General features: G+C 65.2%; 26 protein-coding genes. 19 read left to right on the plus strand and 7 right to left on the minus strand.

The window, feature by feature from the left end; genetic code table 11:
• Positions 1-148: 148 nt before the first annotated feature.
• A complete protein-coding gene (locus ACRECS_RS07060; RefSeq protein ID WP_431582258.1) occupies positions 149-451 on the minus strand; it encodes a DUF6958 family protein in 303 nt (100 codons plus the stop codon).
• 5 nt (positions 452-456) lie between these two features.
• Positions 457-1,161 (minus strand): winged helix-turn-helix transcriptional regulator, encoded by a 705-nt coding sequence (locus tag ACRECS_RS07065; protein ID WP_431582259.1) that lies wholly within the window; start codon positions 1,159-1,161, stop codon positions 457-459.
• A gap of 79 nt (positions 1,162-1,240) precedes the next feature.
• On the opposite strand from ACRECS_RS07065, the gene ACRECS_RS07070 reads away from it, so the two are divergent.
• The 7 genes from ACRECS_RS07070 to ACRECS_RS07100 all read left to right on the plus strand — a co-directional run bounded on the left by ACRECS_RS07070 (position 1,241) and on the right by ACRECS_RS07100 (position 5,811).
• Positions 1,241-1,690 (plus strand): VOC family protein, encoded by a 450-nt coding sequence (locus ACRECS_RS07070; RefSeq protein ID WP_431582260.1) that lies wholly within the window; start codon positions 1,241-1,243, stop codon positions 1,688-1,690.
• Positions 1,691-1,839: 149 nt separating this feature from the next.
• Entirely contained in the window at positions 1,840-2,238 is a 399-nt protein-coding gene (locus tag ACRECS_RS07075) for a DoxX family protein (RefSeq protein WP_431582261.1), read from the plus strand.
• A 43-nt stretch (positions 2,239-2,281) separates the two neighbouring features.
• Entirely contained in the window at positions 2,282-2,941 is a 660-nt protein-coding gene (locus ACRECS_RS07080) for a glutathione S-transferase family protein (protein WP_431582262.1), read from the plus strand.
• A gap of 35 nt (positions 2,942-2,976) precedes the next feature.
• Positions 2,977-3,696, plus strand: coding sequence for a DUF1428 domain-containing protein (locus ACRECS_RS07085; protein WP_431582263.1), 720 nt, complete (start codon positions 2,977-2,979; stop codon positions 3,694-3,696).
• A gap of 48 nt (positions 3,697-3,744) precedes the next feature.
• On the plus strand, positions 3,745-4,530 hold the full coding sequence (locus ACRECS_RS07090; protein WP_431582264.1) for a VOC family protein: 786 nt from the start codon (positions 3,745-3,747) through the stop codon (positions 4,528-4,530).
• Positions 4,531-4,556: 26 nt separating this feature from the next.
• The gene (locus ACRECS_RS07095; protein WP_431582265.1) at positions 4,557-5,045 is read left to right on the plus strand and encodes a VOC family protein; all 489 of its coding nucleotides are present in this window, start codon (positions 4,557-4,559) and stop codon (positions 5,043-5,045) included.
• Between the two features lie 103 nt (positions 5,046-5,148).
• A complete protein-coding gene (locus tag ACRECS_RS07100; RefSeq protein ID WP_431582266.1) occupies positions 5,149-5,811 on the plus strand; it encodes a dihydrofolate reductase family protein in 663 nt (220 codons plus the stop codon).
• A 36-nt stretch (positions 5,812-5,847) separates the two neighbouring features.
• Here the strand turns inward: ACRECS_RS07100 and ACRECS_RS07105 are convergent, their stop codons facing one another.
• Positions 5,848-6,465, minus strand: coding sequence for a J domain-containing protein (locus ACRECS_RS07105; RefSeq protein WP_431582267.1), 618 nt, complete (start codon positions 6,463-6,465; stop codon positions 5,848-5,850).
• Between the two features lie 47 nt (positions 6,466-6,512).
• Between ACRECS_RS07105 and ACRECS_RS07110 the strand changes: the two genes are divergently transcribed.
• The 4 genes from ACRECS_RS07110 to ACRECS_RS07125 are packed head-to-tail and all read left to right on the plus strand — an operon-like array spanning position 6,513 to position 8,842.
• Positions 6,513-6,797, plus strand: a complete 285-nt coding sequence (locus tag ACRECS_RS07110; RefSeq protein ID WP_431582268.1) for a BolA family protein — start codon at positions 6,513-6,515, stop codon at positions 6,795-6,797.
• Positions 6,798-6,799: 2 nt separating this feature from the next.
• On the plus strand, positions 6,800-7,510 hold the full coding sequence (locus tag ACRECS_RS07115) for a glutathione S-transferase (protein WP_431582269.1): 711 nt from the start codon (positions 6,800-6,802) through the stop codon (positions 7,508-7,510).
• Positions 7,507-7,947, plus strand: a complete 441-nt coding sequence (locus ACRECS_RS07120) for an NUDIX hydrolase (protein WP_431582270.1) — start codon at positions 7,507-7,509, stop codon at positions 7,945-7,947. The genes ACRECS_RS07115 and ACRECS_RS07120 overlap by 4 nt, the downstream gene beginning before the upstream one ends.
• Positions 7,940-8,842, plus strand: a complete 903-nt coding sequence (locus ACRECS_RS07125) for a pirin family protein (protein ID WP_431582271.1) — start codon at positions 7,940-7,942, stop codon at positions 8,840-8,842. Before ACRECS_RS07120 ends, ACRECS_RS07125 begins: the two co-directional genes overlap by 8 nt.
• 45 nt (positions 8,843-8,887) lie before the next feature.
• Here the strand turns inward: ACRECS_RS07125 and ACRECS_RS07130 are convergent, their stop codons facing one another.
• The gene (locus ACRECS_RS07130; RefSeq protein WP_431582272.1) at positions 8,888-11,332 is read right to left on the minus strand and encodes a TonB-dependent receptor; all 2,445 of its coding nucleotides are present in this window, start codon (positions 11,330-11,332) and stop codon (positions 8,888-8,890) included.
• Between the two features lie 142 nt (positions 11,333-11,474).
• Between ACRECS_RS07130 and ACRECS_RS07135 the strand changes: the two genes are divergently transcribed.
• Positions 11,475-12,521, plus strand: a complete 1,047-nt coding sequence (locus ACRECS_RS07135) for a LacI family DNA-binding transcriptional regulator (RefSeq protein ID WP_431582273.1) — start codon at positions 11,475-11,477, stop codon at positions 12,519-12,521.
• Between the two features lie 130 nt (positions 12,522-12,651).
• Here the strand turns inward: ACRECS_RS07135 and ACRECS_RS07140 are convergent, their stop codons facing one another.
• Positions 12,652-13,704: an alpha/beta hydrolase gene (locus ACRECS_RS07140; protein ID WP_431582274.1), complete on the minus strand. Its 1,053-nt coding sequence runs from the start codon at positions 13,702-13,704 to the stop codon at positions 12,652-12,654.
• Between the two features lie 93 nt (positions 13,705-13,797).
• On the opposite strand from ACRECS_RS07140, the gene ACRECS_RS07145 reads away from it, so the two are divergent.
• The 4 genes from ACRECS_RS07145 to ACRECS_RS07160 are packed head-to-tail and all read left to right on the plus strand — an operon-like array spanning position 13,798 to position 18,581.
• Positions 13,798-16,098, plus strand: a complete 2,301-nt coding sequence (locus ACRECS_RS07145; RefSeq protein WP_431582275.1) for a glycoside hydrolase family 65 protein — start codon at positions 13,798-13,800, stop codon at positions 16,096-16,098.
• Positions 16,095-16,754, plus strand: a complete 660-nt coding sequence (gene pgmB / locus ACRECS_RS07150) for a beta-phosphoglucomutase (protein WP_431582276.1) — start codon at positions 16,095-16,097, stop codon at positions 16,752-16,754. Before ACRECS_RS07145 ends, pgmB begins: the two co-directional genes overlap by 4 nt.
• Before the next feature lie 55 nt (positions 16,755-16,809).
• The gene (locus tag ACRECS_RS07155) at positions 16,810-17,355 is read left to right on the plus strand and encodes a helix-turn-helix domain-containing protein (RefSeq protein ID WP_431582277.1); all 546 of its coding nucleotides are present in this window, start codon (positions 16,810-16,812) and stop codon (positions 17,353-17,355) included.
• A 50-nt stretch (positions 17,356-17,405) separates the two neighbouring features.
• Positions 17,406-18,581, plus strand: a complete 1,176-nt coding sequence (locus ACRECS_RS07160; RefSeq protein WP_431582278.1) for an MFS transporter — start codon at positions 17,406-17,408, stop codon at positions 18,579-18,581.
• 164 nt (positions 18,582-18,745) lie between these two features.
• Here the strand turns inward: ACRECS_RS07160 and ACRECS_RS07165 are convergent, their stop codons facing one another.
• Entirely contained in the window at positions 18,746-20,005 is a 1,260-nt protein-coding gene (locus tag ACRECS_RS07165; RefSeq protein WP_431582279.1) for an MFS transporter, read from the minus strand.
• A gap of 208 nt (positions 20,006-20,213) precedes the next feature.
• On the opposite strand from ACRECS_RS07165, the gene ACRECS_RS07170 reads away from it, so the two are divergent.
• A complete protein-coding gene (locus tag ACRECS_RS07170; RefSeq protein ID WP_431582280.1) occupies positions 20,214-21,101 on the plus strand; it encodes an alpha/beta fold hydrolase in 888 nt (295 codons plus the stop codon).
• A gap of 67 nt (positions 21,102-21,168) precedes the next feature.
• On the opposite strand, the gene ACRECS_RS07175 is transcribed toward ACRECS_RS07170, so the two are convergent.
• Complete coding sequence (locus tag ACRECS_RS07175) at positions 21,169-22,275, minus strand: DUF2332 domain-containing protein (RefSeq protein WP_431582281.1); 1,107 nt, start codon at positions 22,273-22,275, stop codon at positions 21,169-21,171.
• Positions 22,276-22,340: 65 nt separating this feature from the next.
• Between ACRECS_RS07175 and hisG the strand changes: the two genes are divergently transcribed.
• Together hisG and hisD are read left to right on the plus strand one after the other, a co-directional pair.
• On the plus strand, positions 22,341-23,003 hold the full coding sequence (gene hisG, locus ACRECS_RS07180) for an ATP phosphoribosyltransferase (RefSeq protein ID WP_431582282.1): 663 nt from the start codon (positions 22,341-22,343) through the stop codon (positions 23,001-23,003).
• Positions 23,004-23,039: 36 nt separating this feature from the next.
• Positions 23,040-24,329, plus strand: coding sequence for a histidinol dehydrogenase (gene hisD / locus ACRECS_RS07185; protein WP_431582283.1), 1,290 nt, complete (start codon positions 23,040-23,042; stop codon positions 24,327-24,329).
• The last annotated feature ends 22 nt before the right edge of the window (positions 24,330-24,351 follow it).

Genomic DNA, 24,351 nt, shown 5'->3' on the forward strand with positions numbered 1-24,351 from the left:
TTGCTTGCGCGTAGCTCAAGCTACGCGTCTGCGCTGCGCTCCTTGCCAGCGGCTTGCTCCGGGCGATCTCAACCATTGCGATGAACGGGTTTGGACCCTCAGCCAATGGCGGCTTCCGACTCAACAGTTCCTGAACAACTTCTATTCTTTAAATCCTGTATAATCGTACTGGAGACCCGGTCGCGCGTGCAATTACCTGTTTCGCCTCCTGGTCGAGCTGGGCCGCCTTGAGCCACCAGCCGGCCTTCTCGCCGCCCGGAAACAGCGAGTCGGGCAGGCGCGGCAGCACCGCCGCCTTCAATTCGGGCACGGTCATTCCCGGCGGACTGCTGGGCAGGCTGGCGAGCACGGCGTCGCGCATCGCGGCGAATTTTTCGGCATCGACAGTGTAGGTCTTGCCCGGCTGAATGACATTCTCGATCGCGATGCGGTTCGGCTTTGCTGCGGCCATCGGCTTCACTCCGCTGGTGGGGAATTTTTCGGTGGCAGCGGGAACAATGTCAGGAACCGGTCAAGCAACGCCCGGTCGCCCTGCACGCTCATCGCGCCCGCCGCCTCGGCATCGGCGACCGGCAATCCGCCATAGACGGTCGCCGCCATCATCATCGGCGTGGTCGAGAGAATCAGGTCTGCGTCCGATGGATCAGCGCGCCGGATCGGGATGCCGTCCGGGCTCAGCTCCGCCACGAACGTCTCAGCGCCGAAGCGGAAGCCGATCGTTGCGTCGAGACCCGCAGCGCGTTCGCGCGCATACATGGTGCGGAACGACATCATGATCGACGCCGCGCTGAGCGGCAGCGTCGGATCATGCGCGGGCGAGCGGACTGCCCAGCGCCCCAGTTCCTGGATCGCGATCTCGCTCTGATAGCCCCAGACGGTCAGGCCGTAGACCTGCACCGAGGCCGGCGGCGGCAGTTTCTGCCGCTCGACAATGCCGGCCAGTTCCATGCCCTCGAGCCGCTGGGTGAGCACATTGGCGCTGATTCCGGGCAGGCCGGCGCGCAGTTCACCAAAGCGTCGCGGGCCGAACATAAGCTCGCGCACAATCAGCAAGGACCAGCGCTCGCCGACCAGCTCCATCGCCAAAGCCGTGCCGCAAGCGTCGTCATACCAACGCTTTTCCGCCGTTTTCGTCGAATCGGTTACTTTTTCTAACTTCATGGTTGCTTTTAATAACCGAAAGGGGCATCAGGGTCAAACAGTGATTCGCAACCCAGTGTTTCCAAAAAGGAGAACCACCATGAGCCTGACCAACATGATCTTCGTGAACCTGCCCGTCAGCGACGTGGCCAAGGCGACCGCATTCTATGAATCGATCGGCGCGACGAAGAACCCGATGTTCAGTGACGAGACCGCGTCGTGCATCGTCTTTTCAGACCAGATCCACGCAATGCTGCTGAGCCATGAGAAGTTCGCTTCGTTCATCCCCGGCCGGGCCATTGCGGACGCGAAGAGCGCGGTTGGCATGCTGATCTGCATCGCGCAGCCGAGCAAGGACGCGGTCAACGCGGTGGTCGACAAGGCCGCGACTGCGGGCGGCAGCGCCGATGCCACGCCGTCGCAGGATTTCGGCTTCATGTTCAGCCGCAGCTTCGCCGACCCCGATGGTCACATCTGGGAAGTGATGTGGATGGATCCCGCCGCAGTCACTGCCGGCCCCGAAGCCTTCGCCGAAGCCCCCGCCGCCTGACGGCGCGCGCCTGCAAAGGACAGTGTCATGCGTAAATTCGTCCCCTTCATCTCCGGTGCCGGCGGCTTCGCCGTCACCGTGGTCGCCATCCTCGTGCACGGCGTGATGACCGGCGCGCCCCTGTTCGCCTGACTCGCAAAGGAACCCCGATGTCCTCCCCAATCAACACCAAGACTCTATGGATCGGCCGCGTGCTGAGTGGGTTGGCGATCCTCGCGCTCGGCGCGGACGCCGTGTTCAAGCTCGCCACGCCGCAGTTGATGATCGACAACAGCCCGCCTTTGGGCCTGGCGCCCGCCCCCGGCCTATATCGCACGATCGGTGCGATCCTGCTGATCAGCGTCGCCCTTTATGCCTGGCCACGCACCGCCTTTCTCGGTGCGCTGCTGATCACCGCCTTTCTCGGTGGGGCCGTCGCGGTGAACCTTCGCGCCGATATGCCGTTATTCAGCAACACGCTGTTCGGCATCTATATCGGGCTGGTCGCCTGGGCCGGGCTGTGGCTGCGCGACCTGCGCGTCCGGGCGCTGCTGCCGATCGCGCAATAAGACAATTAAGAAGTCGGAAAACCGAGAGCCAAGGAGCAGGACGATGACCTCCCCTTCAATCGAAATCACCGCTTTTCGCTGGGTACCGGACTTTGCCCGCGGCCTGGTGCGCGACATCCGGGTGCGCTGGGCGCTGGCCGAGGCCGGCCTGCCCTATCGGGTCCGCCTCCTCGATGCGACCACGCAGCGTCCGGCGGATTATTTTCACGAACAGCCCTTCGGCCAGGTGCCGGTGTTCGTCGAAGGCGATCTCGGCCTGTTCGAAAGCGGCGCGATCGTGCTGCATGTCGGCGCGCGCAGCGAAGCACTGCTCCCCACCGACGCGGGGGAGCGGGCACGCGCCACCTGCTGGCTGATCGCGGCGCTCAACAGCATCGAGCCGATGATCTTCGAGCTGGTCAATATCGATATCTTCAATGCCGGCGAGCAATGGGCGGCGCTGCGCCGGCCCGAGGCGGAGCAGAAGGTGCGCGAGCGTCTGTCGCGTCTGTCGGACTGGCTCGGCGAGCAGGAATATCTCCAGGGTCGCTTCACCGCGGGTGACCTGATCATGGCCACGGTGTTGCGCAATCTGCGCCACACCGACCTGGTCGCCGAACATGCCAATCTCACCGCTTATCTCGCACGGTGCGAGGCGCGGCCCGCGTTCCAGCAGGCGCTGGCCGAGCAATTGGCCGATTTCGACGACCGCGAAGCGGCCTGAGCCATTCGAGCATTTATAAAACAAGGAGAGCGATGATGAGCTATATTCAAGGTTTCGTGCTCGCGGTGCCCGCGGCGAACAAGCAGGCCTATATCGACCATGCGAGCAAATCGATCGCGCTGTTCCGCGATTATGGCATGACCCGCATGGTCGAGAATTGGGGCGACGAAGTCCCCGACGGGACGGTCACCGATTTCAAGCGCGCGGTGCAGGCGAAGGACGATGAAACCGTCCTGTTCAGCTGGCTCGAATGGCCATCCCGGCAGGTCTATCAGGACGGCATCGCGCGAATGATGGAAGATCCGCGCATGGCCGAGATGGGCGAGTGTCCGTTCGACGGCCAGCGCATGATCTATGGCGGGTTCGAGCCGCTGCTCGACGACGGCCCGGGTGGATCGGTCGGCTATGTCGACGGCTATCTCGTGCCGGTCCAGGGCGACAACAAGGATGCCTATCGCGGCCTGGCGAGCAAGGCATCGACCGTGTTCCGCGATCATGGCGCGACGCGCGTGGTCGAGGCGTGGGGCGACGACGTGCCCGACGGCACAGTCACCGATTACAAGCGCGCGGTGCAGGCGTCGGGCGACGAGCATGTCGTCTTCTCCTGGGTGGAATGGCCCTCGAAGGATGCACGCGACGCCGGCATGGCCAAGGTCATGGAGGACCCGCGCATGAAGCCGGACGCCAGCTCCGAGATGCCGTTCGACGGCAAGCGCATGGTCTATGGTGGCTTCGCCCCTATCCTCGACAAGTGACGCGGCCGACCAACCAACCAGAACATCAACACCCATAGGAGCGAGACGATGACCAATCCTGAAGGTACGCCGATCTGGTACGAACTGATGACCGCCGACCCCGATGCGTCAAAGGCATTCTACGACACTGTGATCGGCTGGTCGGTGGGCGACCCGCCGCCGGGCGGCCAGGATTACTGCATGATCAACGTCAGCCCGGACTCGGGTGGCGGCCAGGTCGGCGGCGTATTGCGCCTGACGCCTGAAATGATCGCGGGCGGCGCCAGGCCGACCTGGCTCTTCTATATCGGCGTCAATGATGTCGATGCCACGGTCGAGAAGATCAAGGCGGCCGGCGGCAGCGTGCTGATGCCCGCCTGGGACATTCCCGATATCGGCCGCATCGCGATGGTCGCCGATCCGCAGGGCATCCCCTTCTATGTGATGCGCGGCACGAGCAGCGAGGACAGCACTGCCTATGACCGGATGGGCATGGGCAAATGTAACTGGAACGAACTCGCCACGACTGACCAGGACGCAGCGAACGTCTTTTACGCGACGGTGTTCGGCTGGACCTATCCCGACAAGATGGCGATGCCGGGCTCTGGCGATTACGTCTTCGTCGCGGTCGGCGAGCAGATCATCGGCGCGACCATGAACCGACAGCCCGACAGCCCGCCGCCGGCCTGGCAATTCTATTTCCGCGCCCCCGATATTGAAGTCGCGGCGCAGAAGGTGAAGGACAATGGCGGCACCGTCCATATGGGCCCGATGGAAGTCCCCGGCGGTGACCGCATCATCGTGGCGAGCGACCCACACGGCGTAATGTTCGGCGTGGTCGGGCCGGGAAACTAAGAGCGGGATCAGTCAGGAGAGAGACAATGCACAAGATCGCACCATGTCTGTGGTTCAACCACAATGCCGAAGAGGCGGCGGAATTCTATGCCGCAACCTTCCCTGATTCGAGCGTCGGCGCCATTACTCTCGCGCCGGGCGATAACCCTTCCAGCAAGGAGGGCAGCGTGCTGACGGTCGAGTTCACCGTGCTCGGCATGAAGTTCCTCGGCCTGAATGGCGGCGACGCGTTCAAGTTCGACGAGGCCGTGTCGTTCCAGGTCCACACCGACAACCAGGAAGAAACCGACCGCTACTGGAATGCGATCGTCGATGGCGGCGGCGAGGAGAGCGCCTGTGGATGGTGCAGGGATCGGTTCGGCCTGTCCTGGCAGATCACGCCGCGCGCGCTGATGGAGGCGATAAGCAGTCCGGACCGGGCCGCCGCCAAGCGCGCGATGGATGTGATGATGACGATGAGGAAGATCGACATCGCGGCGGTCGAACGCGCAATCGCCGGAGAAGCGGTCGCATAAATATATCGGACGATAGCGTCCCGCCGCGCCGTCCCCCTCCCCCGTAAGCGCGGGGAAGGCAGGGCCGACGCGTCCCTCAACATCCTTTAGAAAAGGTATTCCCATGCGAAAGATCATTGCCGGCGCCTTCCAGTCGCTCGACGGCGTCATGCAGGCCCCGGGCGGGCCAAGCGAGGATCCCACCGGCGGCTTCACCCTTGGCGGCTGGTCCTTCACCTATTGGGACGAGGTGATGGGCGAACATATGGGCGGCGTGATCGGCGGCGAATACGACCTGCTGCTCGGCCGCAAGACCTATGAGATCTTCGCCGCGCACTGGCCGTTCATGACCGACGACCCGATCGGCGAGAAATTCGACAGGATCGCCAAATATGTCGTCACGTCCTCGACCGAACCGCTTGGCTGGAACAATTCGCATGCGATCAACGGCGACGCAGCGGCCAGCATCGCCGCGCTCAAGGCGAGCGACGGGCCCGACCTGCTGATCCAGGGCAGCACCAAGCTCTACCCCGCACTACTCAAGGCAGGCCTGATCGACCGGTTGTTCGTGATGACCTTTCCGGTGGTGGTGGGCGGCGGCAAGCGCCTGTTCGCTGAGGGCGTCACGCCCGGCGCGCTGAAACTGATCGATCACAAGGTGTCGACCACCGGCGTGATCATCGCGACCTATGAACCCGCCGGGCCGGTGCCGATCGGCTCGTTCCAGATGCCCGAGCCGAATGAACTCGAGCGCGCGCGGCAGGAACGGATGAAGCGCGAGGGGTGATCATATCCTTCCTCGCGAAGCGGGGGAATGATTACGTCACGCGAACGCTGCTGCGCTCTTCAGTTGGGTGTACGCCGCAATGACTTCCTGCAGCGCTTTCTCATAACTGCGGTCGCCGCCGTTGCGGTCGGGATGATATTTCCGCACCAGCTCGGCATAGCGCGTTCTGAGGCCGCGGCGATCGACATCGGTCGCCAGACCCAGCACTTTCAACGCGCGCCGGTCGCCCTCCGACAGCATACGGCCATCGGCGCGGGGCGCTTCGGTCGCGCGCTTGAACCGCGCGCCGATGGCATCGAGCGGGTCGCGGAAATCGGCCCAGGTCGGCGGGCGATCGGCACCGGAATGGGCAAAGGCACGCGTCTCGCGTTCCCAGCCGGCAAAGGGACGCTGCGCCTCGTGGATTTCGTCGGCACTCATGCCGTTGAAGAAATTGTAGCGTGCATTGAACGCGCGGACGTGGTCGAGACAGAACCAGCGATACGGGCGCGGTCCGTCGCCGCCATTCGGCCCGTCGAGCGCCGGCGCGCGGAATTCGCCAGGCTCGTGGCAGCCCGGCTCGGCGCATTCCCGGCCCGTTCCCTCGACCCGGCCGTGAAAGCGTGCGCCTGGCCGGTCCCTTTTTTCACTTTCGTCCGCCTTCTTCTCACTCACAGCGACACGCGGCTCCCCGAAACCCAAAAGCGGCTTATATAGTGACGATGACCAACCCTGCCACCGGCCCTGTTGCCGCCGCCATCGCCGCCCGACTGACCGCGGACCTCGCCCCGTCGCATCTCGATGTGATCAACGACAGTGCGCACCATGCCGGCCATATGGGCGATGACGGCAGCGGCGAATCGCATTTCACCGTGATCGTCGAAAGCCCGGCCTTTGTCGGCCTGTCGCGCGTTCAGCGGCAGCGGCTGATCAACACCGCGCTGTCCGATCTGCTGCAGACCAGCATCCATGCGCTGGCGATCAAGGCACGCGCGCCGGGAGAGTGATGATGGCGTACAAGCTCTGGTACTGGCCGACGATCCAGGGACGCGGCGAATTCGTGCGTCTCGCGCTCGAGGCCGCCGGGATCGAGTATGAGGATTGCGCGCGCGGCGAGGATGGCGAAGAGCGCCTGATCGCGGATATGGAGGCGCGCAAGGGCCGCGCACCGTTCGCACCGCCCTATCTCGAGACCGATGGCCTCGTCATCGCGCAGGTCGCCGACATCCTGCTCTATCTTGGCGACCGTCACGACCTTGTGCCGAGCGCCGCTGCCGATCGCTACTGGATCCATCAAATCCAGCTGACCGTCACCGACCTCGTCGCGGAAGTGCATAATGTGCATCACCCGGTCGATATGCGGGCCTATTATCACGACCAGAAGCCCGAAGCGGCGCGCGCGGCGAAGCAGTTCCGCGACGGCCGCATGCCCAAATTCCTCGGCTGGTTCGAAGAGGCGCTGACCGCCAATCCGGGCGACTGGCTGATCGACGATCGCTGGACCTGCGCCGACACCTCGCTGTTCCAGATCGTCGAGGGCCTGCGCTACATGTTTCCCCGGCGCATGGCTGCGATCGAAGGCGATTATCTCCGCCTGATCCGCCTCCACGACCAGGTCGCGCAACTGCCCGGCATCCAGGCCTATCTGAAAAGCGACCGGCGCCTCGCCTTCAACCGGGAAGGCATTTTCCGTCATTATCCCGAACTGGATGGCGAATGACCGCACTCGCCAAACGCCCCGCCGCACGCATCCTGCTGACTGATGACCAGGACCGCGTGCTGCTGTTCCGCTTCGACGCTGGCGACCGGCCCCCCTTCTGGGCGACGCCGGGCGGGGCGATCGATCCGGGCGAGAGCTTTGCCGCGGCGGCGCGGCGCGAGTTGCGCGAGGAAACCGGTCTTGACCTTGACTGCGGACCGGAAGTGCATCGCCGCACCGTCACTTTCACCACGCTGGAGGATGTGCCGGTGATTGCCGAGGAGTGCTATTTCCGCGTCTCCGCCGGCGCCTGTGCGATCGACACCGCCGGCCATACCGAGCTCGAACGCCGCGTCATGCAGGAGCATCGCTGGTTCGCCCGCGACGAACTGGCCGGTTGGCCCGAAACGATCTTCCCCGAGGATCTGAGCGCGATCCTGGAGCATAGCGATGACTAATGACGATCTGATCCTGCAGATCATTACCCCGGTCACGCACGACCTGGGCGGGTTCAAGGTTCATCGCACTTTGCCCTCCCGGCCGCGCACCATGGTCGGACCGTTCCTGTTCTTCGACCAGATGGGCCCGGCGCATCTCAGTGTCGGCCAGGGCATCGACGTGCGCCCGCACCCGCATATCAACCTTGCCACCGTAACCTATCTGTTCGGCGGCGCGATCGACCACCGCGATTCGATCGGCAGCGTCGCGACGATCGAGCCCGGCGCGGTCAATCTGATGACCGCGGGCCACGGCATCGTCCATTCCGAACGCTCGCCCAGCGCCGAGCGCGCGATCGGGCCGGAACTGTCTGGCATCCAGACCTGGATCGCGCTGCCCGAAAAGGATGAGGAGATGGATCCGGCGTTCGAGCATGTCGGCAAGGCCGCCTTGCCGGTGGTCGAGGCGTCAGGTGCCCGCGCGCGGATCATCATGGGCAACCTGTGGGGCGCAGCGGCGCCGACCACAACCTATGCCGAGACCATCTATGCCGATATCGTGCTCGATGCGGGCGGCAGCGTGCCGATCGACGCCGGGGCCGACGAACGCGCACTCTATGTCGCGCTGGGCGAGGCGAGCCTCGACGGCATGACGCTCGAGCCGATGACGCTCTATGTGCTCCGGCCCGGCGTCACCGCGACCCTGCGTTCGGCGAATGGCGGCCGGATCATGCTGTGCGGCGGCCAAGCGTTTGCGACCCCGCGCCATGTCTGGTGGAATTTCGTGTCATCCGACCGCGACCGCATCGAGCAGGCGAAGCGCGACTGGACCGCGGGGAATTTCCCCAAAGTGCCGGGAGACGACAAGGAATGGATCCCAATCCCGGACGTGCCCCTGACGGTCAGCTATCCCTGAGCGGATTCGCGGGGTGCCCGGGCAAGGCACCCCGCGTCCCGGGGATCAGAAGCTATAGCCGACCGAGAAGCGGAACGACCGGCCCAGGATCGGTCGGGCGAGGATCGTACCGGCCCCCTGCGCGCCAATGATCCGCGGATTGCCCTCGGTCAGGCCGATCCGGTTGGTCAGATTGTCACCGGTGACCTGCAGCTTGATCTTCTCCGACACCGTCAGCGACACGCCGGCATCAAGCTTGTAATATTTCGGCAGCACCTGCTTGTTCTCGGGGTCGGAGAAACGGTCGCCGATATAGCTGAGCGTGGTGAAGACTGCTGCCTTGGCGCCGCCGAAATCATGCTCATAGGTCGGCGTCACGCGCCATTGCCATTTGGGCTGGCGCTGTACCTGCAAGCCGCTGACATCGATGCTGGTGAAGAAGTTGCGATATTTCGAATCGAGATAGGTCGCGCCGAGATCGATGCTGAAGCCCTGGAAGGGCCGGATCGATCCTTCGAACTCGATACCGGTCGTCCGCGCGCCCCCGATCGAGGTCACCGGAAGGTCATTGATGATGCGGCTGACGGCCAGTCCGGTAAAGTCGTTGTGGAACAGCGTCGCATAGGCGCTGACCAGCGGAGTCGATACCTTCAGGCCCAGTTCGTAGCTGTCGACCCTTGGCGCGATTGTCACGCCGTCGCGGAGCGCATCGAAGAACGGGAAGCTGTTGCCGCGGCTGTAGCGCGCGAACGCGCCAATCTGGCTGGAGAAGTCATAATTGACGCCCGCCGTCCATGACAGCTTCGAACCGCGATAATCTCCCGTGGGAGTGGGCAGGGCCGAAAACGTGCCGTTCAGCACTGCCGTGCCGTTATTGTACAGCGTGTTCGGATTGCTGTCGGTATCGACCCCAAAGGTGTTGTTCTCGAGCCGGCCGGTCACCGTGTGACGCTGCCAGCGAATGCCGCCATCGATGCGCAATTCCGGCGTGATCTGATATTCGTCAACCGCATAGGCGGCATAATCCCGCCCGTCATATTGCGCATTGACGTTGAAGGTCGCGCCCTGGACGAAACCGGCACGAGTCGCCTGACGACCATCGGCGAGCGTCAGGTTGAGGCGGCGGCCATGTTCCTCGGCGGTCAGCAACTGGCCATTGCCGAGATTCCAGCGATCGTCCGACGAATAGGCGGCGAAATAGCCGCCGACGGTCAACGTGTTGTCGCCGCTCTTGAATTCCAGCGACAGGTCGTTGACGAAGGATTCGATCTGCTTGCGGACTTCCCAGACGCCGGCCTGGATCACCTGAGTCGACCCCGATACCGCGCCGCCGCCATCGACATAAGTCAGCGACCCGATGGTCGCGGTCGGGCTGTTAGCCAGCGTATAGCCCGCTGCAAAGGCGGCAGCGGTCATCGGCGCGCCGGCAGGCACCAGGCCGACCGTGTCGGCGCTGCCCTTCATATAGCTGGCGCGTTCGCGGATCTTCAGGCCATCGGCGATTTCATAGTCGAAATTCACCCCGCCATTGAAGATCTTCGCGCCGCGGCCATCGGCCAGGTCAACCACGCGGCCGGTATTGATGGTCGAGAAGCGCGTCTCGCGCCCGGCGAGCACGCCGGTCTGCGCGTCGAAACCGGGAAAGTCGCTGAGCGAACTGCCGTTCTGGGCAATCGGTACCGGCAACAGCCACTGGCCATGATCATTGAGATAGCGGCCATAGACGAGCAGCGAGCCCTGGCCGAAGTCATGCCGGATATTGGCGGTGATCTGCCCGCCCTTTTCGGCGCGGAACTGCGGGTCGCGGATGCCGTTCGACTGCGCATAATAGCCGCCGATCATCGCCGTGGTATTCGCACCGAGCGGACCCGAGACCCAGGCATCGCCGCGCACCTCGCCGAAATCGGTCGCGCTGATCCGAACCGATCCCTTGGCCGTCTGGCTGCCTTCGCGCTGAACGAAGTTGACCGTCAAACCGGGCTGGCCCGACGAGAACAGCGCGCCGGTGCCGCCACGCACCGCCTCGACCCGGGCGATCGTATCATCAATGCGGAACAGCTGGGTATTTTCGAGGAAAGACAAAGTGGGCGGTGGGAAAATCGGGACGCCGGAAGACTGGAGCGTCACGAATTCCGCGTCGCCGCCCGAGGGAAAGCCACGCACGAAGATGTTGGCGCCGTTCTGGCCGCCCGAACTTTCCGCGCTGACCCCGGGAACCGAGTGCAGCAGGTCGGCGGTGCTTGACGGGGCGAGCCGCGAAATATCCTCGGCATTGATCGAGGTCACGGCAAAGGCCGCATCCTGACGCCGCGTGCCGCCGCCGGCGGTGCCGACCACGATGATGTCGTCGGTGCTGGTATCGATCTGCTCGTCAGCCGGTGCGGCGGCCTGGTCAGCAGCAGGCGCGGCTGCTTGTGCCGCGTCCTGCGCATAAGCCGGCGCGGCGCAGGCGATCGCCAGGGCCAGCGGAGCCGTGCCGAGCAGCAGCGTACGGTTGATCTGAAATGCCATGTCCATCCTCCCGGTCAGGCGCATCTCGCGGCGCCTTCGAGCCACATTGGTATCTAATCATGAAATGCATTTCAAGAACTATTGCATCCACCGCTCTTCATGCCGTCTTGCCGCTACTGCGTGCTCATCCTAGGGTGGGGCGATGGCCGAAGGAGTGAAACAGAAACGCGCGCGGGCGGCCGATACGGCCGGCGGCACGCTGACCATGAGCGACATTGCGCGACTCGCCCAAGTGTCGAAACCGACCGTGTCGCGTGTGCTCAACGGTAGCCCTTTGGTCACTGCGGAGACGCGCGACCGCGTGCTCGAAGTGGCGCGCGCCAATGGCTATGCCGTCAACCGCAACGCCCAGAAACTGCGCCAGTCGCGCGCCAACACCGTCACCGTGGTGCTCGATTTCGGATCGCACCGTGCCGGCGCGATCGGCGACCCGTTCATCTTCGAACTGCTCGCCGGCGTGTCGGAAGCATTGTCAGTGCGCGATCAGGACCTGTTGCTTTCACCACCCGGCCTGAGCGACGCACGCGGGTTCCAGGATTTGTACCGCGCCCGCGCGACCGACGGCTTCATCATCCTCGGCCAGGGCACGCGCCATGTGTTGCTGACCACGCTCGCCAAGGCCGGCCTGCCGCTGGTGGTATGGGGTGCGGTCGATCCCGGCGGGCCCTATTGCGCGGTCGGCAGCGACAATCTTGCCGGGGGACGTCTCGCTGGCGAGCGTTTCCTGGCGCGCGGTGCGAAGCGCTGGCTGTTCGTCGGCAATATCGACCATGCCGAGATCGACCTGCGCTTCAAGGGGCTGCAACAGGCGGCGCGCGACAGTGGGCAGGATATCGTGATTGATCATCTGGCGATCGATTCCATGGCCTATGCGCTGACCTTTCAGCGCGCCGCCGATTATATCCGCGATCATGCGCGGCCCGACGCGGTGTTCGCCTTTTCCGACACCGCCGCGATGGCCGTGATCGGCGCATTCCGCGCCGCCGGGCACCAGACGCCGCAGGATTATGCGCTGGTCGGCTACAACAACATCCCGCCCGCCGCGCATTTCACCCCAGGCATCACCACGATCGAGCAGGAGACCGGCATTGCCGGCGCGATCCTGGTCGAGAAACTGATGCAGCTGATCGACGGCACGCGGCCCAAATCGGTGATGCTGCCGACCCGGCTGATCGTGCGCGACACCTGAAAACCGATCGAGGTTGAGGGAATCCTCTCTCCCCATTCGTGCTGAGCTTGTCGAAGCACCGCTCTTACTTTGCCAAAGAGGAGGAACGGCCCTTCGACGAGCTCTGGGCAAGCGGATGAAGTGAATTGACTCAATGCGCCAGGTGTCGGTCGAAGAAGCGCGCCATCACCGCATAGGATTCCTTCGATTCCGCCGGTTCGGGATCGGAGAAAAAGGCGTGCCACATCCCGTCCCAGACGTGCAGTTCGGCCTCAACGCCAAGCCGCACCAGCTCCTGATGCGTCTTCAGCACCGCGCTCATGGCGAAATCGCGCGTGCCGGAGATCAGCAGCGACGGCGGAAACGCCGCCAGCACTTTCGCATCGCGCACCGGCGCAACCAGCGGGTCATCGGCTCTCGCGCCCATGAAATAGGGCAATGAGGCCATGGTGACCGGGCCAGTCACCGGCTGGCCGGTCAGCGCCGGAGCGATCACCGCCGAATCGCCCGACAACTCGGTGGCGCCCGCACAGAACATGCCAATCGCGGCCGGGCGCGGCAGGCCCTGATGAGCGATCCAGGCGACCGATTCAGCGGTCAGCATGCCGCCCGCCGAGCAGCCATAAATGCCGATCTGCCCTGACTTGTGCGTCTTGAGTAGCGCGCGATAGGCTGCCGCCACATCCTCGCTCGCGGCGGGAAAGCGCGCCTCGGGCGCCATGCGATAATCGAGCGTGATGACGGTGATACCCGAGACCGATGCAACTGGGATCGCCTCGACCAGCGCGCCCGACCCCGCCCCCCAGAGGAACGCGCCGCCATGCAGATTGATCAGCACGCGTTGCGCATTCGCCTTGCTCGGGCCGCCGCGCGGGGTGACGATCTGCGCGCCGACGCCGCCGATCGTGGTTTCCTTGATATCGACCGGATAGAGCGCACGCAGCCGCGTCACGCGGTCCGAATTGATCCGGTCATAATGGGCGCGCGCAGCGGCAATTTCGGTGCCGGCCGGCAGCCCCGGCTGCAGCACGTCGCGCACGAACAGCCGCCGCGCCTCATCCGAGGCGAAAGCCGAATAGGGTGCGGTAAAGGCGGGCACAGCGACTTCGCCGGCCTGTTTCGCCGGTGGCGCGCTTTGCCCATGAGCAAGCATCGGCACGAGTGAAGCAAAGGCGGCAATCAGGACCGGCAGCACCCTATTCATGACATTTCTCCTTGCGGCATCTCAATCCGGACGCCATTACTGAAATCGATATCATCGCGCAGCATCGTTGGAAAGCGGTCGATTGCGCGCGGCATGAGGCAGAGGGTGACGATGGACGCGAAGCTGGAGCGGGCCGAACCGGCAAGCGAGTCGCGCATGGCGATTGGCGAGGGCGGCTGGACGCTGTCGATCGATGGGCCGGCGCCCGAACAGGAGCGCTGGGCCGAGACGATCTTCGCGCTGGCCAATGGCGCAATCGGCGTCCGCGCGAGCATCGACGAGCTTGGCGGGGGTGACGGATCGACCTTTTTGACCGCCGCCTATGAAGTCAGCCCGATCGCCTATCATGAGCGATTCCGCGGCTTTGCCGAAACCACCGACACCCGCGTGCCGGTCGCCGAGGCGATCGGGCTGGACATAGCGATCGACGGTGCGGCGATCGATTTCACCACGGCGTCGGCGGAGCGCACACAACGCAGGCTGGACCTGCGCTCGGGCGTGCTGACCCGTGAGACGCGCTGGCGGCTGGCCGATGGCCGCCACATCGCGGTGCGGGCGGAACGGCTCGTGCCGCTTGACGGCACAACCGGCTATGCGCGGCGCATCGCCGTATCGCCGATCGGCTTTACAGCCGAGATCGCACTCACCCCGCGCCTGCTCGCCGCCCCGACCGCGGCAGGACAGGCCGACGACCCCCGGCTCGGCGTCAACCTCCACGCACACGGCTTCGCACCGTTCGGCGAGCCGCGACCGGACATGGTGGTCGAAAAGCTGCGCGGCAGTGGTATCGCCGTTGCCGCGACTCAGGCCGTGCGCGGCGCGACTAAGGCGCAGGTCGCAGCGGATGGCAGTATCTCGATCGAGATCGTCACCGGCTATGCGGTTGCGGCCAATGCGGGCGATCCGCAGCGTCTGGGCGATAACGCGGCGACGACCGCTGCCGCTCTGGCCGATACCGGTTTCAATGCGCTGGTCGAGCGCCAGCAATCTGCGCTGGACGCCTTCTGGCAGAACGCAGTGGTAGAGATTGACGGCGATGAAGCGGCGATGGCCACGCTGCGGCTCAACCTGTTCCATCTGTTCCAGTCGGCCGGGCGCGACGGCCAGGGCAGTGCCGCCGCCAAGGGGCTGACCGGCCAGGGCTATGAAGGCCATTATTTCTGGGACACCGAAGTGTTCATGCTGCCGGTGCTGGCGGTGTCGGCGCCGGAGATCGCGCGGGCGATGCTGGCCTATCGCTATGCCACGCTCGACGCGGCGATCGCCAATGCCCGTGCGCTCAACCATGATCAGGGCGCGCTCTACGCCTGGCGCACCATCGCCGGGCGCGAATGTTCGGCGCATTATCCCAGTGGTTCGGCCGAATATCATATCAACGCCGCGATCGCCTATGCGATCGGCTTTTATGACAAGGCGACCGGCGACACCGGCTTCCTGATCAAGATGGGCGCCGAGATGCTGGTGCAGACCGCACGGCTGTGGATCGCACTTGGCGCGCATGAGGAGCGCACCGGCCAGTTCTGCATCCGCGGCGTCACCGGTCCGGACGAATATACCGCGCTGATCGACAATAACTGGTACACCAACCGCATGGCGCAGGCGCATCTGCGTCTCGCGGTCGAGGTGGTCGACCGCGTCACCGCCGCCGCGCCCGACGCCTGGGCCAAGACCGCCGCGCGGATCAGCTATGCCCCGGCCGAGGCCGCCGCCTGGACCGCCGCCGCCGATGCGATGCGCCTGCCCTATGACGAGAAGCTGCGCATTGACGCGCAGGACGACAGCTTTCTCGACAAGCCGCGCTGGGACCTGGCCGGCACCCCGGCCGACAAATTCCCGCTGCTGCTGCATTATCACCCGATGACATTGTACCGGCATCAGGTCGCCAAACAGGCCGATCTGGTGCTTGGCCTGGTGCTTGGCGGCGACGGCATCGATGTGGAACGCAAGCGCCGCGCCTATGACCATTATGATTCGGTCACCGCGCATGATTCGACGCTGTCGGCGTGCAGCTTCAGCATATTGGCGAGCGATGTCGGACACAGCGACGAGGCGTGGCGGCATTTCTGCAGCACGGCGTTCGTCGATGTCGACGATCTGCACCACAATACCGATCACGGCGTACATATGGCGGCGATGGCCGGCAGCTGGCTTGCCTTTGCCTGGGGTTTTGGCGGGTTCCGGCTGCGCGAGGGTGTTCCGAGCTTCGCACCGGCGTTGCCCGCGGCGTGGCGCGGCTATGGCTTCGCCATGCTGTGGCGCGGGTCGCGGCTCAGGGTCGATGTGGACGCGAGCGGCGTGACCTATCGCAACCTCGACGGTCCGGCGGTGACCTTCGCGCGCCGCGACCAGAGCGTCACGCTCGCCCCCGGCGAGACGCGGCGGTTCGACGCATGAGCGCCTTCCCGCGCCCATTGGACGCGATCATCTTCGATCTGGACGGGGTGCTGACCGACACGGCCGAAGCACATTTCCGCGCCTGGAAACGGCTCGCGGACAGCATCGGCGTGCCGTTCGACCATGCCGCCAATGAGCAGTTGAAGGGCATTGACCGGATGGGCTCGCTTGACCGCATCATCGGCGACCGGCCCGGCTTCGACGCCACCGAACGCACCCGGCTCGCGACGGTCAAGAATGGCTGGTATCTTGAGGAAATCGCCGGCTTCACCCCTACCGACCTGTTTCCCGGCGCCAGCGCCGTGCTGAAGGAAGCGCGCGGCGCCGGGCTGAAGATCGCCCTCGCCTCGGCCAGCCGCAATGCGCCGCTGTTGCTCGAACGGCTCGGCATCGCCGCCCTGTTCGACGCGGTGGCCGACCCGGCCGCCGTCGCGGTGGGCAAGCCCGCGCCCGACATCTTTCTCGCCGCCGCGCGCGCAGTCGACGTCGCGCCGGCGCTGTGCCTCGGCGTTGAGGATGCCGAGGCCGGGATCACCGCGATCCGCGCCGCCGGCATGGCATCGCTCGGGATCGGGTCACCGGCGATACTCGCCGAAGCCGACCGGGTAATTGCCGCAATCGGCGAGTTCCGGCTCGGCGAATATCGGTCGGCATAGAGTTTCGCGACACCGGCGGATGACCGGATCGCTCCATCCCGCTATACCGCCGCCCATGACGTGCGATCTGCCTGTCGGAAGAGCCCTGCGCCGCTTCCGCCGTCTCAACGGCATCAAACAAGGCCATGCCGCCGAGCTGCTTGGCGTTTCGCAGGGCAGCATCTCACGCTGGGAAAGTGGTGCGCATGAGCCCGAGGCCTGTCACCGCGACCGCATCATCGAATGGATCGCGGCACAGGCGAACAATGATGCCGATGCGGCGCTGAAACGACTCGTCGCCAGTTCGACGCTGCCGGTGCATCTGGTGTGCGACGCGACTCACCGGCTGCTCGCCGCGTCACCGGCCCGCGCGGCAAGCTGGGCAGCGAATGCGGATACACTCATTGGCCAGTCGCTGTGGCGTTTCGCCAGCCCCGAGATCGTCATGGCCCAGGAAAGCCTTCATGATCGCGGCTGGTTCGACCGCCCCTGCCAGCAGTTGCGCTTCCACACCGGCGCCAATCACAGCCCCATCGTCGAAGTGCTGCCGAGCCTGATGGAGTGGGAGACGATCCCGCTGGCGGACGGCCGCACCGGCCGGCTCACCACGACAATCGGCTGATGCATATTTTATTCGTGTTCTAACCGCCGCGTAGCGGCTAGCCGCTGCCCATGCTCGGACGCTGGCCCACCATCATCACGCTCTGGCTGATCGGCGTGCTTGCCGCCGCGCAGCTCGCCAAATTCTCGGTCATCGCGCCGCTGCTTCGCGCACAATTCGGCCTGTCGCTGCCGGCAACGGGCTTGCTGATCTCGCTGCTGGAGGTTGGGGGCGGACTGTTCGGTTTCGTCGCGGGGCTCGCGCTGGGCAGGATCGGCTGCCGGCGCTCGCTGCTCGCTGGCATGGTGATTCTCACCCTGACCAGCCTGCTGGAAGCGCTGGTCACCAGCGTCGGCGCGCTCTTCGCGGTGCGCGCCTTCGAAGGGATCGGCTATCTCCTCGCTGTCATCGCCGCGCCGACTGCGATCGCCGGCATTGCCGATGACCGCAGCCGGCCGCGCGCGCTGGCGCTGTGGAGCAGCTTCGTCCCGGTCGGGATCGCGATCGGCAGCGCGATCACCAGCGTGGCGACGACGCCAATCGGCGTGCGCGGCATCATGCTGCTATGGGCGGCATTGCTTGCGGCGGCGATTGTGCCGGTACTGCGCCTGCCGATCGGCGGCGGCGACAGCCAGAGGATCGCGCTGCCCGCGCCCGCCGCCTGGATCTCGACCCTGGCGTTCGGCGTCTACACCTTGTTCCTCTGCGCGCTGACCATGTTGCTGCCGACCTTCCTGATCGAGCAGCGATCCGCGACATTGGGCGCGGCCGGGATGATCGCGGCGGTCGCCTCGCTGTCCGCCTTGCCGGCCTCCGGGTTGGCGATCCTGGCAATGCGCGGCGGCACGCTGTCGGCACGCCGCCTTCTCGTCGTGACCGTCCCTGCCCTTGTCGCGGCCGCCTTGCTGGTTCCCGTCGCCCTGGGCGGCCAGGTGACCGGCTTGACCGCGACGGCAACGATCCTTGTGGTCGCGATCCTGCTGAGCGGCCTCGTCTCGCCGCTGATGTTCGCGCGGCTGCCGATCCTGGCGGGTGCGCAAAGCCCGCACGATCCGCGCATCGCCACCGCGAATGGCCTGCTGACGCAATTCGGTGCGGGCGGTGCGCTGATCGGGCCGCCGCTGGGCGGCCTGGTCGTTGGCCTGTGGGGCTGGGCCGGGCTGGGCATCGCCATCGCGCTGCTCACGCTGTTGATGCTCGTGGCAGTCGCGGCCGCCGAAGGGGTCGGCATGGCACGCCAGGCTTGATGGTCCCGACACTCAACTTACGACATAAGTATCTGATATAAATGAAATTACAGACAATCTCACTGACACGACGGCGGAGGAGATATGTTACATCCCTGGTGTAACATATCTCCGGCCGTCCGTTTCCAATGGCTGCCGATATGCCCGATGTCGCGCTCGATACGCTATGCCGCCGCCGGCATTGCGCTCCCCGCCCCGCGCCCGATCATCCGGTCGAAGCGGATCAGCGCGATCGCAATCAGCGTCAGCGGGACCAATGTCATGTAGAAGGCGTTCTGCCCCGACAAATGCTGGAAGATCATGCCGGTCAGGAACGAGCCGATCGTACCACCCAGCGCCGAGAAGATCACCATCAGCCCGACCATCGCCGCATGCCGTTCCTGCGGGAGCGACGTGAGCATGACCGAGCACAGGGTCGGGTAGATCGGCGCCATGAACACCCCGATCAACGGAAAGACATAGGCCGCGATCGGCGCATTGAGCCAGCCGACACCGGGGCGCAGCGTCAGCCCCTGAGTAGTCGGCAGGGTCAGCAGCACGAGGGCAGCGATGCAGACGATACAGGCCAGCATCAGCTTCAGCCAGTGGATCCGCCGCAGCAGCGCGCTTGCGCCGAGCCGGCCGATCGCGATTGCGGCAACGAAGATGCTCGATGCCTGCACGCTCATCTCGGGCGGCAGATGGAGGATCTCGTTATTGAACGTCGGCAGCCAGGTGCCGATGCTCTGTTCGATCAGCACATAGAAGAAGATCGAGACCAGAAACGCGATTGCGGTAGGCAAAGCGAGCAGCCGCAGCATCTGCTGCCAGCCCGCGCTTTTCGCCGCCGCGCTTTCCGGCTCAGCCTTGCTCTCGTCGATCGGCGTGATTGCCCACAATCCCGCCGCGACCGCGCACAGGCCGGCGATCAGCCAATAGACGCGCAGCCACTCGGTCCCGGTCGCATCGGCACCGATGAACCAGGAGAACATCCAGACGCCGATCAGCACGCCGACCATGAACACCCCCTCGACCAGCCCGGTCAGGCTGGCGTGCCCGGCGCGATCGGGGCGGAGCAGGCCGATCGAGGCATAGGTCGCGACCTTGCCGGTGCCGAAGCAGATGCCGGTGAGGACGAAGAAAAGCTGAGTCATCCAAAAGGCATTGGCGACCGACATGAGGAGCGCGCCGATACCGACAAGGGTCATCGATGCGATCAGCGCGCGGCGGAACCCGAATTTCGGCAAGCGCGTGGCAAGCAGGAACGAGGCAATGACGACCGAGAGGTCCTTGCATGCCTCCAGCGACGAGGCATGCGTCTTGGTCACCCCATAATGGCGGATCGATTGCAGGATAACGACGCCGACACTGTTCATCAGCATGCCGAGCACCGCATATGTCAGGATCAGCGCAATGACCGCGCGCGTCTGTGTGCCCATCGCCATTCCCCGCCCATCCATTATCCTGTCCGATCCGTCACGCGAACCTTGAAATAGACCTTAGCGCGAAATCGCCACCCTGCAAGAAATGCATTTCATAGAAGACCGGCGCCTTGCGCGAGCGGCTCGGGATTGCCCCGGCCGGCCCCTTGCTTATGCTGAACCCTGTTGATCGGACACGGCACGTACGGTCCAGACGCAAGAGGAAGAGAAGATGACCGAAGCATTCGACCTCCAGTCCATCACGCTGCCAACCGGTGTCACGCTCGACGTCGCGGTGGCGGGCGATCCGGCCAGCCCGGCGATCATCCTGCTCCATGGCTTTCCCGAATCGCACCGCACCTGGCGCCATCAGATTCCGGAACTGGCCAAGACCCATTTCGTGCTCGCTCCCGACCAGCGCGGCTTTGCCCGCTCGTCCAAGCCGGCCGAGGTGAGCGATTATACCCCCGACAAGATGGTCGGCGATCTGGCGGCGCTGGCCGATCATTTCGGGATCGCGACCTTCATCCTGGTAGGGCACGATTGGGGCGGCGCGATCGCCTGGATGGCGGCGCTGACCCGCCCCGACCGCGTCGCGCGGCTGATCATCGTCAATGCGCCGCACCCCTATGTCTTCCAGAAGACAATGTTCGAAGACCTTCGCCAGCGCGAGGCGAGCCAGTATATCCGCGCCTTTCGCAACCCGGCGTTCGAGAAGCATATCGAGAGCATCGGTCTCAGCGCCTTTTTCGACAGCAGCTTCCTGCGCCACACCGACTTCGCCAAAGTCGCCGATGAAAAGCCGATCTATCTCGACCAATGGGGCCAGCCCGGGGCAATGACCGCCATGCTCAACTGGTACCGCGCCAGCGCGATCGTCGTGCCTGAAATGGACGAGACGCCGGAGCGCCCGGCCTTTCTCAACGCTCCCTTCCCACCACTGAAGCAGCCGACCCTCGTCATCTGGGGCCTGAGGGACGCAGCACTGCTGCCGAGCCAGCTCGAAGGGCTTGATACGCTGGTGCCCGACATGACCCTGGTCAAGGTCGATGCGGGCCATTTCGTACCCTGGGAAGCGCCCGAGGCAGTGACGAAGGCGATTCAGGAGTGGCTGAACTAATCCTCCCCGGAACAGGGAGGGAACCGCGAGCCGAAGGCGGGTGGTGGAGGGGACGTGCCAAGCAGCGTTATGCCGCCGGTCCACCCCCTCCACCATGCTTCGCATGGTTTCCCTCCCCGTGCCGGGGAGGATTTAAGGGCTCCACCCACGCCCCGTGCGCCTGCACATTCGCCAGTTGCACGGCTTCCCCGAACCTCGGCCAGCTCTGCACCCACACCTGCTGCTGCGCGGTGTTACGGTTCGGTTCCATCCGCACCCAGGCGAGCGGCCGCTCCGCGGTCGCCGCCGTGCCCGCCGCCTGCACCGCCGCTTCGATCCGCCCCTGGCGCTCGGTACCGAGATATTGCCACACCACCGAATGCATCAGCACGCGGGTGACGCCCGCCGCCTGCGGCTCGGCCAGCCGTGCTTCGATCCAGTCTGCGGCATCGCCCAGTATCATATCGACCGGCCGGGCTTCGATCATCGCGATCGCGCGCGACAGGCGTTCGGTGCGTTCGGGATTGTCGGCCCAGATATAGGCGCGCAGCCGGTCCGCCGCTTTCGGGTCGGTCACATCGACCGGCTGGATCTCGACGCCGCGCACCGACACGATCTCGACCGGCACCTGCGGCGGCGGCGCACCGCGCCATTCAGGACGGATCGTCACCGGCGAATCGGCCGGCCCGACCATCGTGCCGCCAAGATCGAAGCGGAAGCGATCGATCAGCAGGTTGAGGCCGGCGCTCGACCCGATCTCGAGCAGTTCAAGCCTCGGCCCATGCTGCCGTGCGACCTCGATCAGGCCGGTCATCAGTGCCGCCGATCGCCCCGCCTCATTGGTCTGGGGCGGGCCGTCGAGCCAGGGATAGATCGCCGCGTCATGCGTGATGAAGCTGTCGCGCAGCACCTGCTGGACCTCTTCAGGATCTGTGATCCGTCCGCCGAATAAAGCAGAGAGGCCGGGTGCGACGCCCGCCAGGTCGAGCGCATGCAGCCCGCCAACCAGCCGCAACGGCAAGGCGTCGGTGGTCGGCTCGCCCGGCCAGTCGAGTACCCGTCGGCCGGTGCGCGTGTCGCGGTCGAGGCTGATTGCGAGGCCAGCGCAGATCCGCGCGGTGATCGGCGCACCCATCACGGTGCAGAAATGCTCCTGGATCAGGAACGCGCCGCGATTATTCTGCTCGTCCGCCATATCGGCCTCCATTTTGGCGGCGTTGTTGCGCCCGCGAACAGCCCCAAGTAAAGCCCCGCTCGATCATGGCCGACCCAATCATTATCGCCGTCCCCAAGGGACGCATCCTGGCCGAGGCGGTGCCGCTGCTGCAGCGTGCCGGAATCGAGCCTGAAGCGGCGTTTTCCGACGAGGACGGCCGCGCGCTGCGCTTCGCGACGAACAATCCCGGCATCGACCTGATCCGGGTCCGCGCATTCGATGTCGCGACCTTCGTCGCGCACGGCGCGGCACAGCTCGGCATTGTCGGGTCGGATGTGCTGGCCGAATTCGACTATTCCGAACTCTATGCCCCGGTCGATCTCGGCATCGGCCATTGCCGTCTGTCGGTCGCCGAGCCGGCGGCGCTGGCCGCGACCGACGATCCGCGCGGCTGGAGCCATGTGCGCATCGCGACCAAATATCCGCACATCACCCGGGCGCATTTCGAGGCGCGCGGCGTGCAGGCCGAATGCGTCAAGCTGAACGGCGCGATGGAGCTGGCACCGCTGCTTGGCCTCGCGCCGCGCATCGTCGACCTGGTATCGTCGGGGCGCACGCTGAAGGAGAATGGCCTGGTCGAGGTCGAGGTGATCGCCGAAGTGACCTCGCGCCTGATCGTCAACCGCGCCGCGTTCAAGACGCGGGGCGAGATCGTGCCGCTGGTCGAGGCATTCCGGCGCGCGGTGGGTGATGCGCGTGCGGCCTGACACCATTTCCCCCTCCCTCAGTCGGGCATTGATCTCGTGCTGAAGCTCTCCACATCGGATCCCGGATTCGAGCGCGACTTCGCCGCTCTGGTGAATGCGCGGCGCGAATCCGATGCTGATGTCGCGCGTGACGTCCGCACCATCATTGCCAGCGTGCGGGATGAAGGCGACTCGGCGATTGCCGCGTTCACCAAGAAGTTCGACCAGCACGATCTGAACGAAACCGGCTGGCGGATCGAGAAGGCCGACTGGATCGCGGCCTATGAGGGTCTCGACCCGGTCTTGCGCGATGCACTCGAGCTCGCCGCCGCACGCATCGCCGCCTATCACGAGAAGCAGAAACCGGCGGACAGCGACACGACCGACAGCGCCGGCGTCCGGCTCGGTGCGCGCTGGAACGCGATCCAGCATGCCGGCATCTATATCCCCGGCGGCCGCGCGGCCTATCCCTCCTCGGTATTGATGAACGCGATCCCCGCCAAGGTCGCCGGTGTCGAGCGCCTCGTCATGGTCACGCCGACCCCCAAGGGCGAGATCAATCCGCTGGTGCTCGCCGCCGCGCATATCGCCGGAGTCGACGAGATCTGGCGCATCGGCGGCGCGCAGGCGATCGCCGCGCTCGCCTACGGCACCGGCCGCATCGCGGCGGTTGATGTGATCACCGGGCCGGGCAATGCCTGGGTCGCCGAGGCCAAGCGCCAACTCTACGGCGTGGTCGGAATCGACATGGTCGCCGGCCCGTCCGAGATTGTGGTCGTCGCCGATGGCAGGAACGATCCCGAGTGGATCGCCGCCGATCTGCTCAGCCAGTCCGAACACGATCCCACCAGTCAATCGATCCTGTTCACTGACAATGCCGCTTTTGCCGAACGTGTCGCTGATGCGGTCGACCTGCAGATCGGCCAGCTTTCCACTGCTCGCGTCGCACGCGAGAGCTGGGATGCGAACGGCGCGATCATCGTCACCGCCGACCTGATGGAGGCGATGCCCTTGGTCGACCGCCTTGCGCCCGAGCATCTCGAGTTGGCGTGCGACGACCCACAGGCGCTGTTCGACCGCGTCCGCCATGCCGGATCGGTCTTTCTCGGCCGCCACACGCCCGAGGCGATCGGCGATTATGTCGCCGGACCCAATCATGTGCTCCCCACCGGCCGCCGCGCGCGCTTCGCGTCCGGCCTGTCGGTGCTCGATTTCATGAAGCGCACCAGCTTCCTGCAATGCGACGAAGCGGCGCTCGCCGCGATCGGTCCGGCGGCAGTGGCGCTGGCCGAAGCCGAGGGTTTGCCGGCGCATGCCAGGTCTGTGGCTGTACGGTTGACCAAATAAGCCTGGAAACGGGGTGGGGTTT

The sequence above is a fragment of the Sphingomonas sp. genome (genome assembly GCF_050725575.1).
Taxonomy (GTDB): Bacteria; Pseudomonadota; Alphaproteobacteria; order Sphingomonadales; family Sphingomonadaceae; genus Sphingomonas.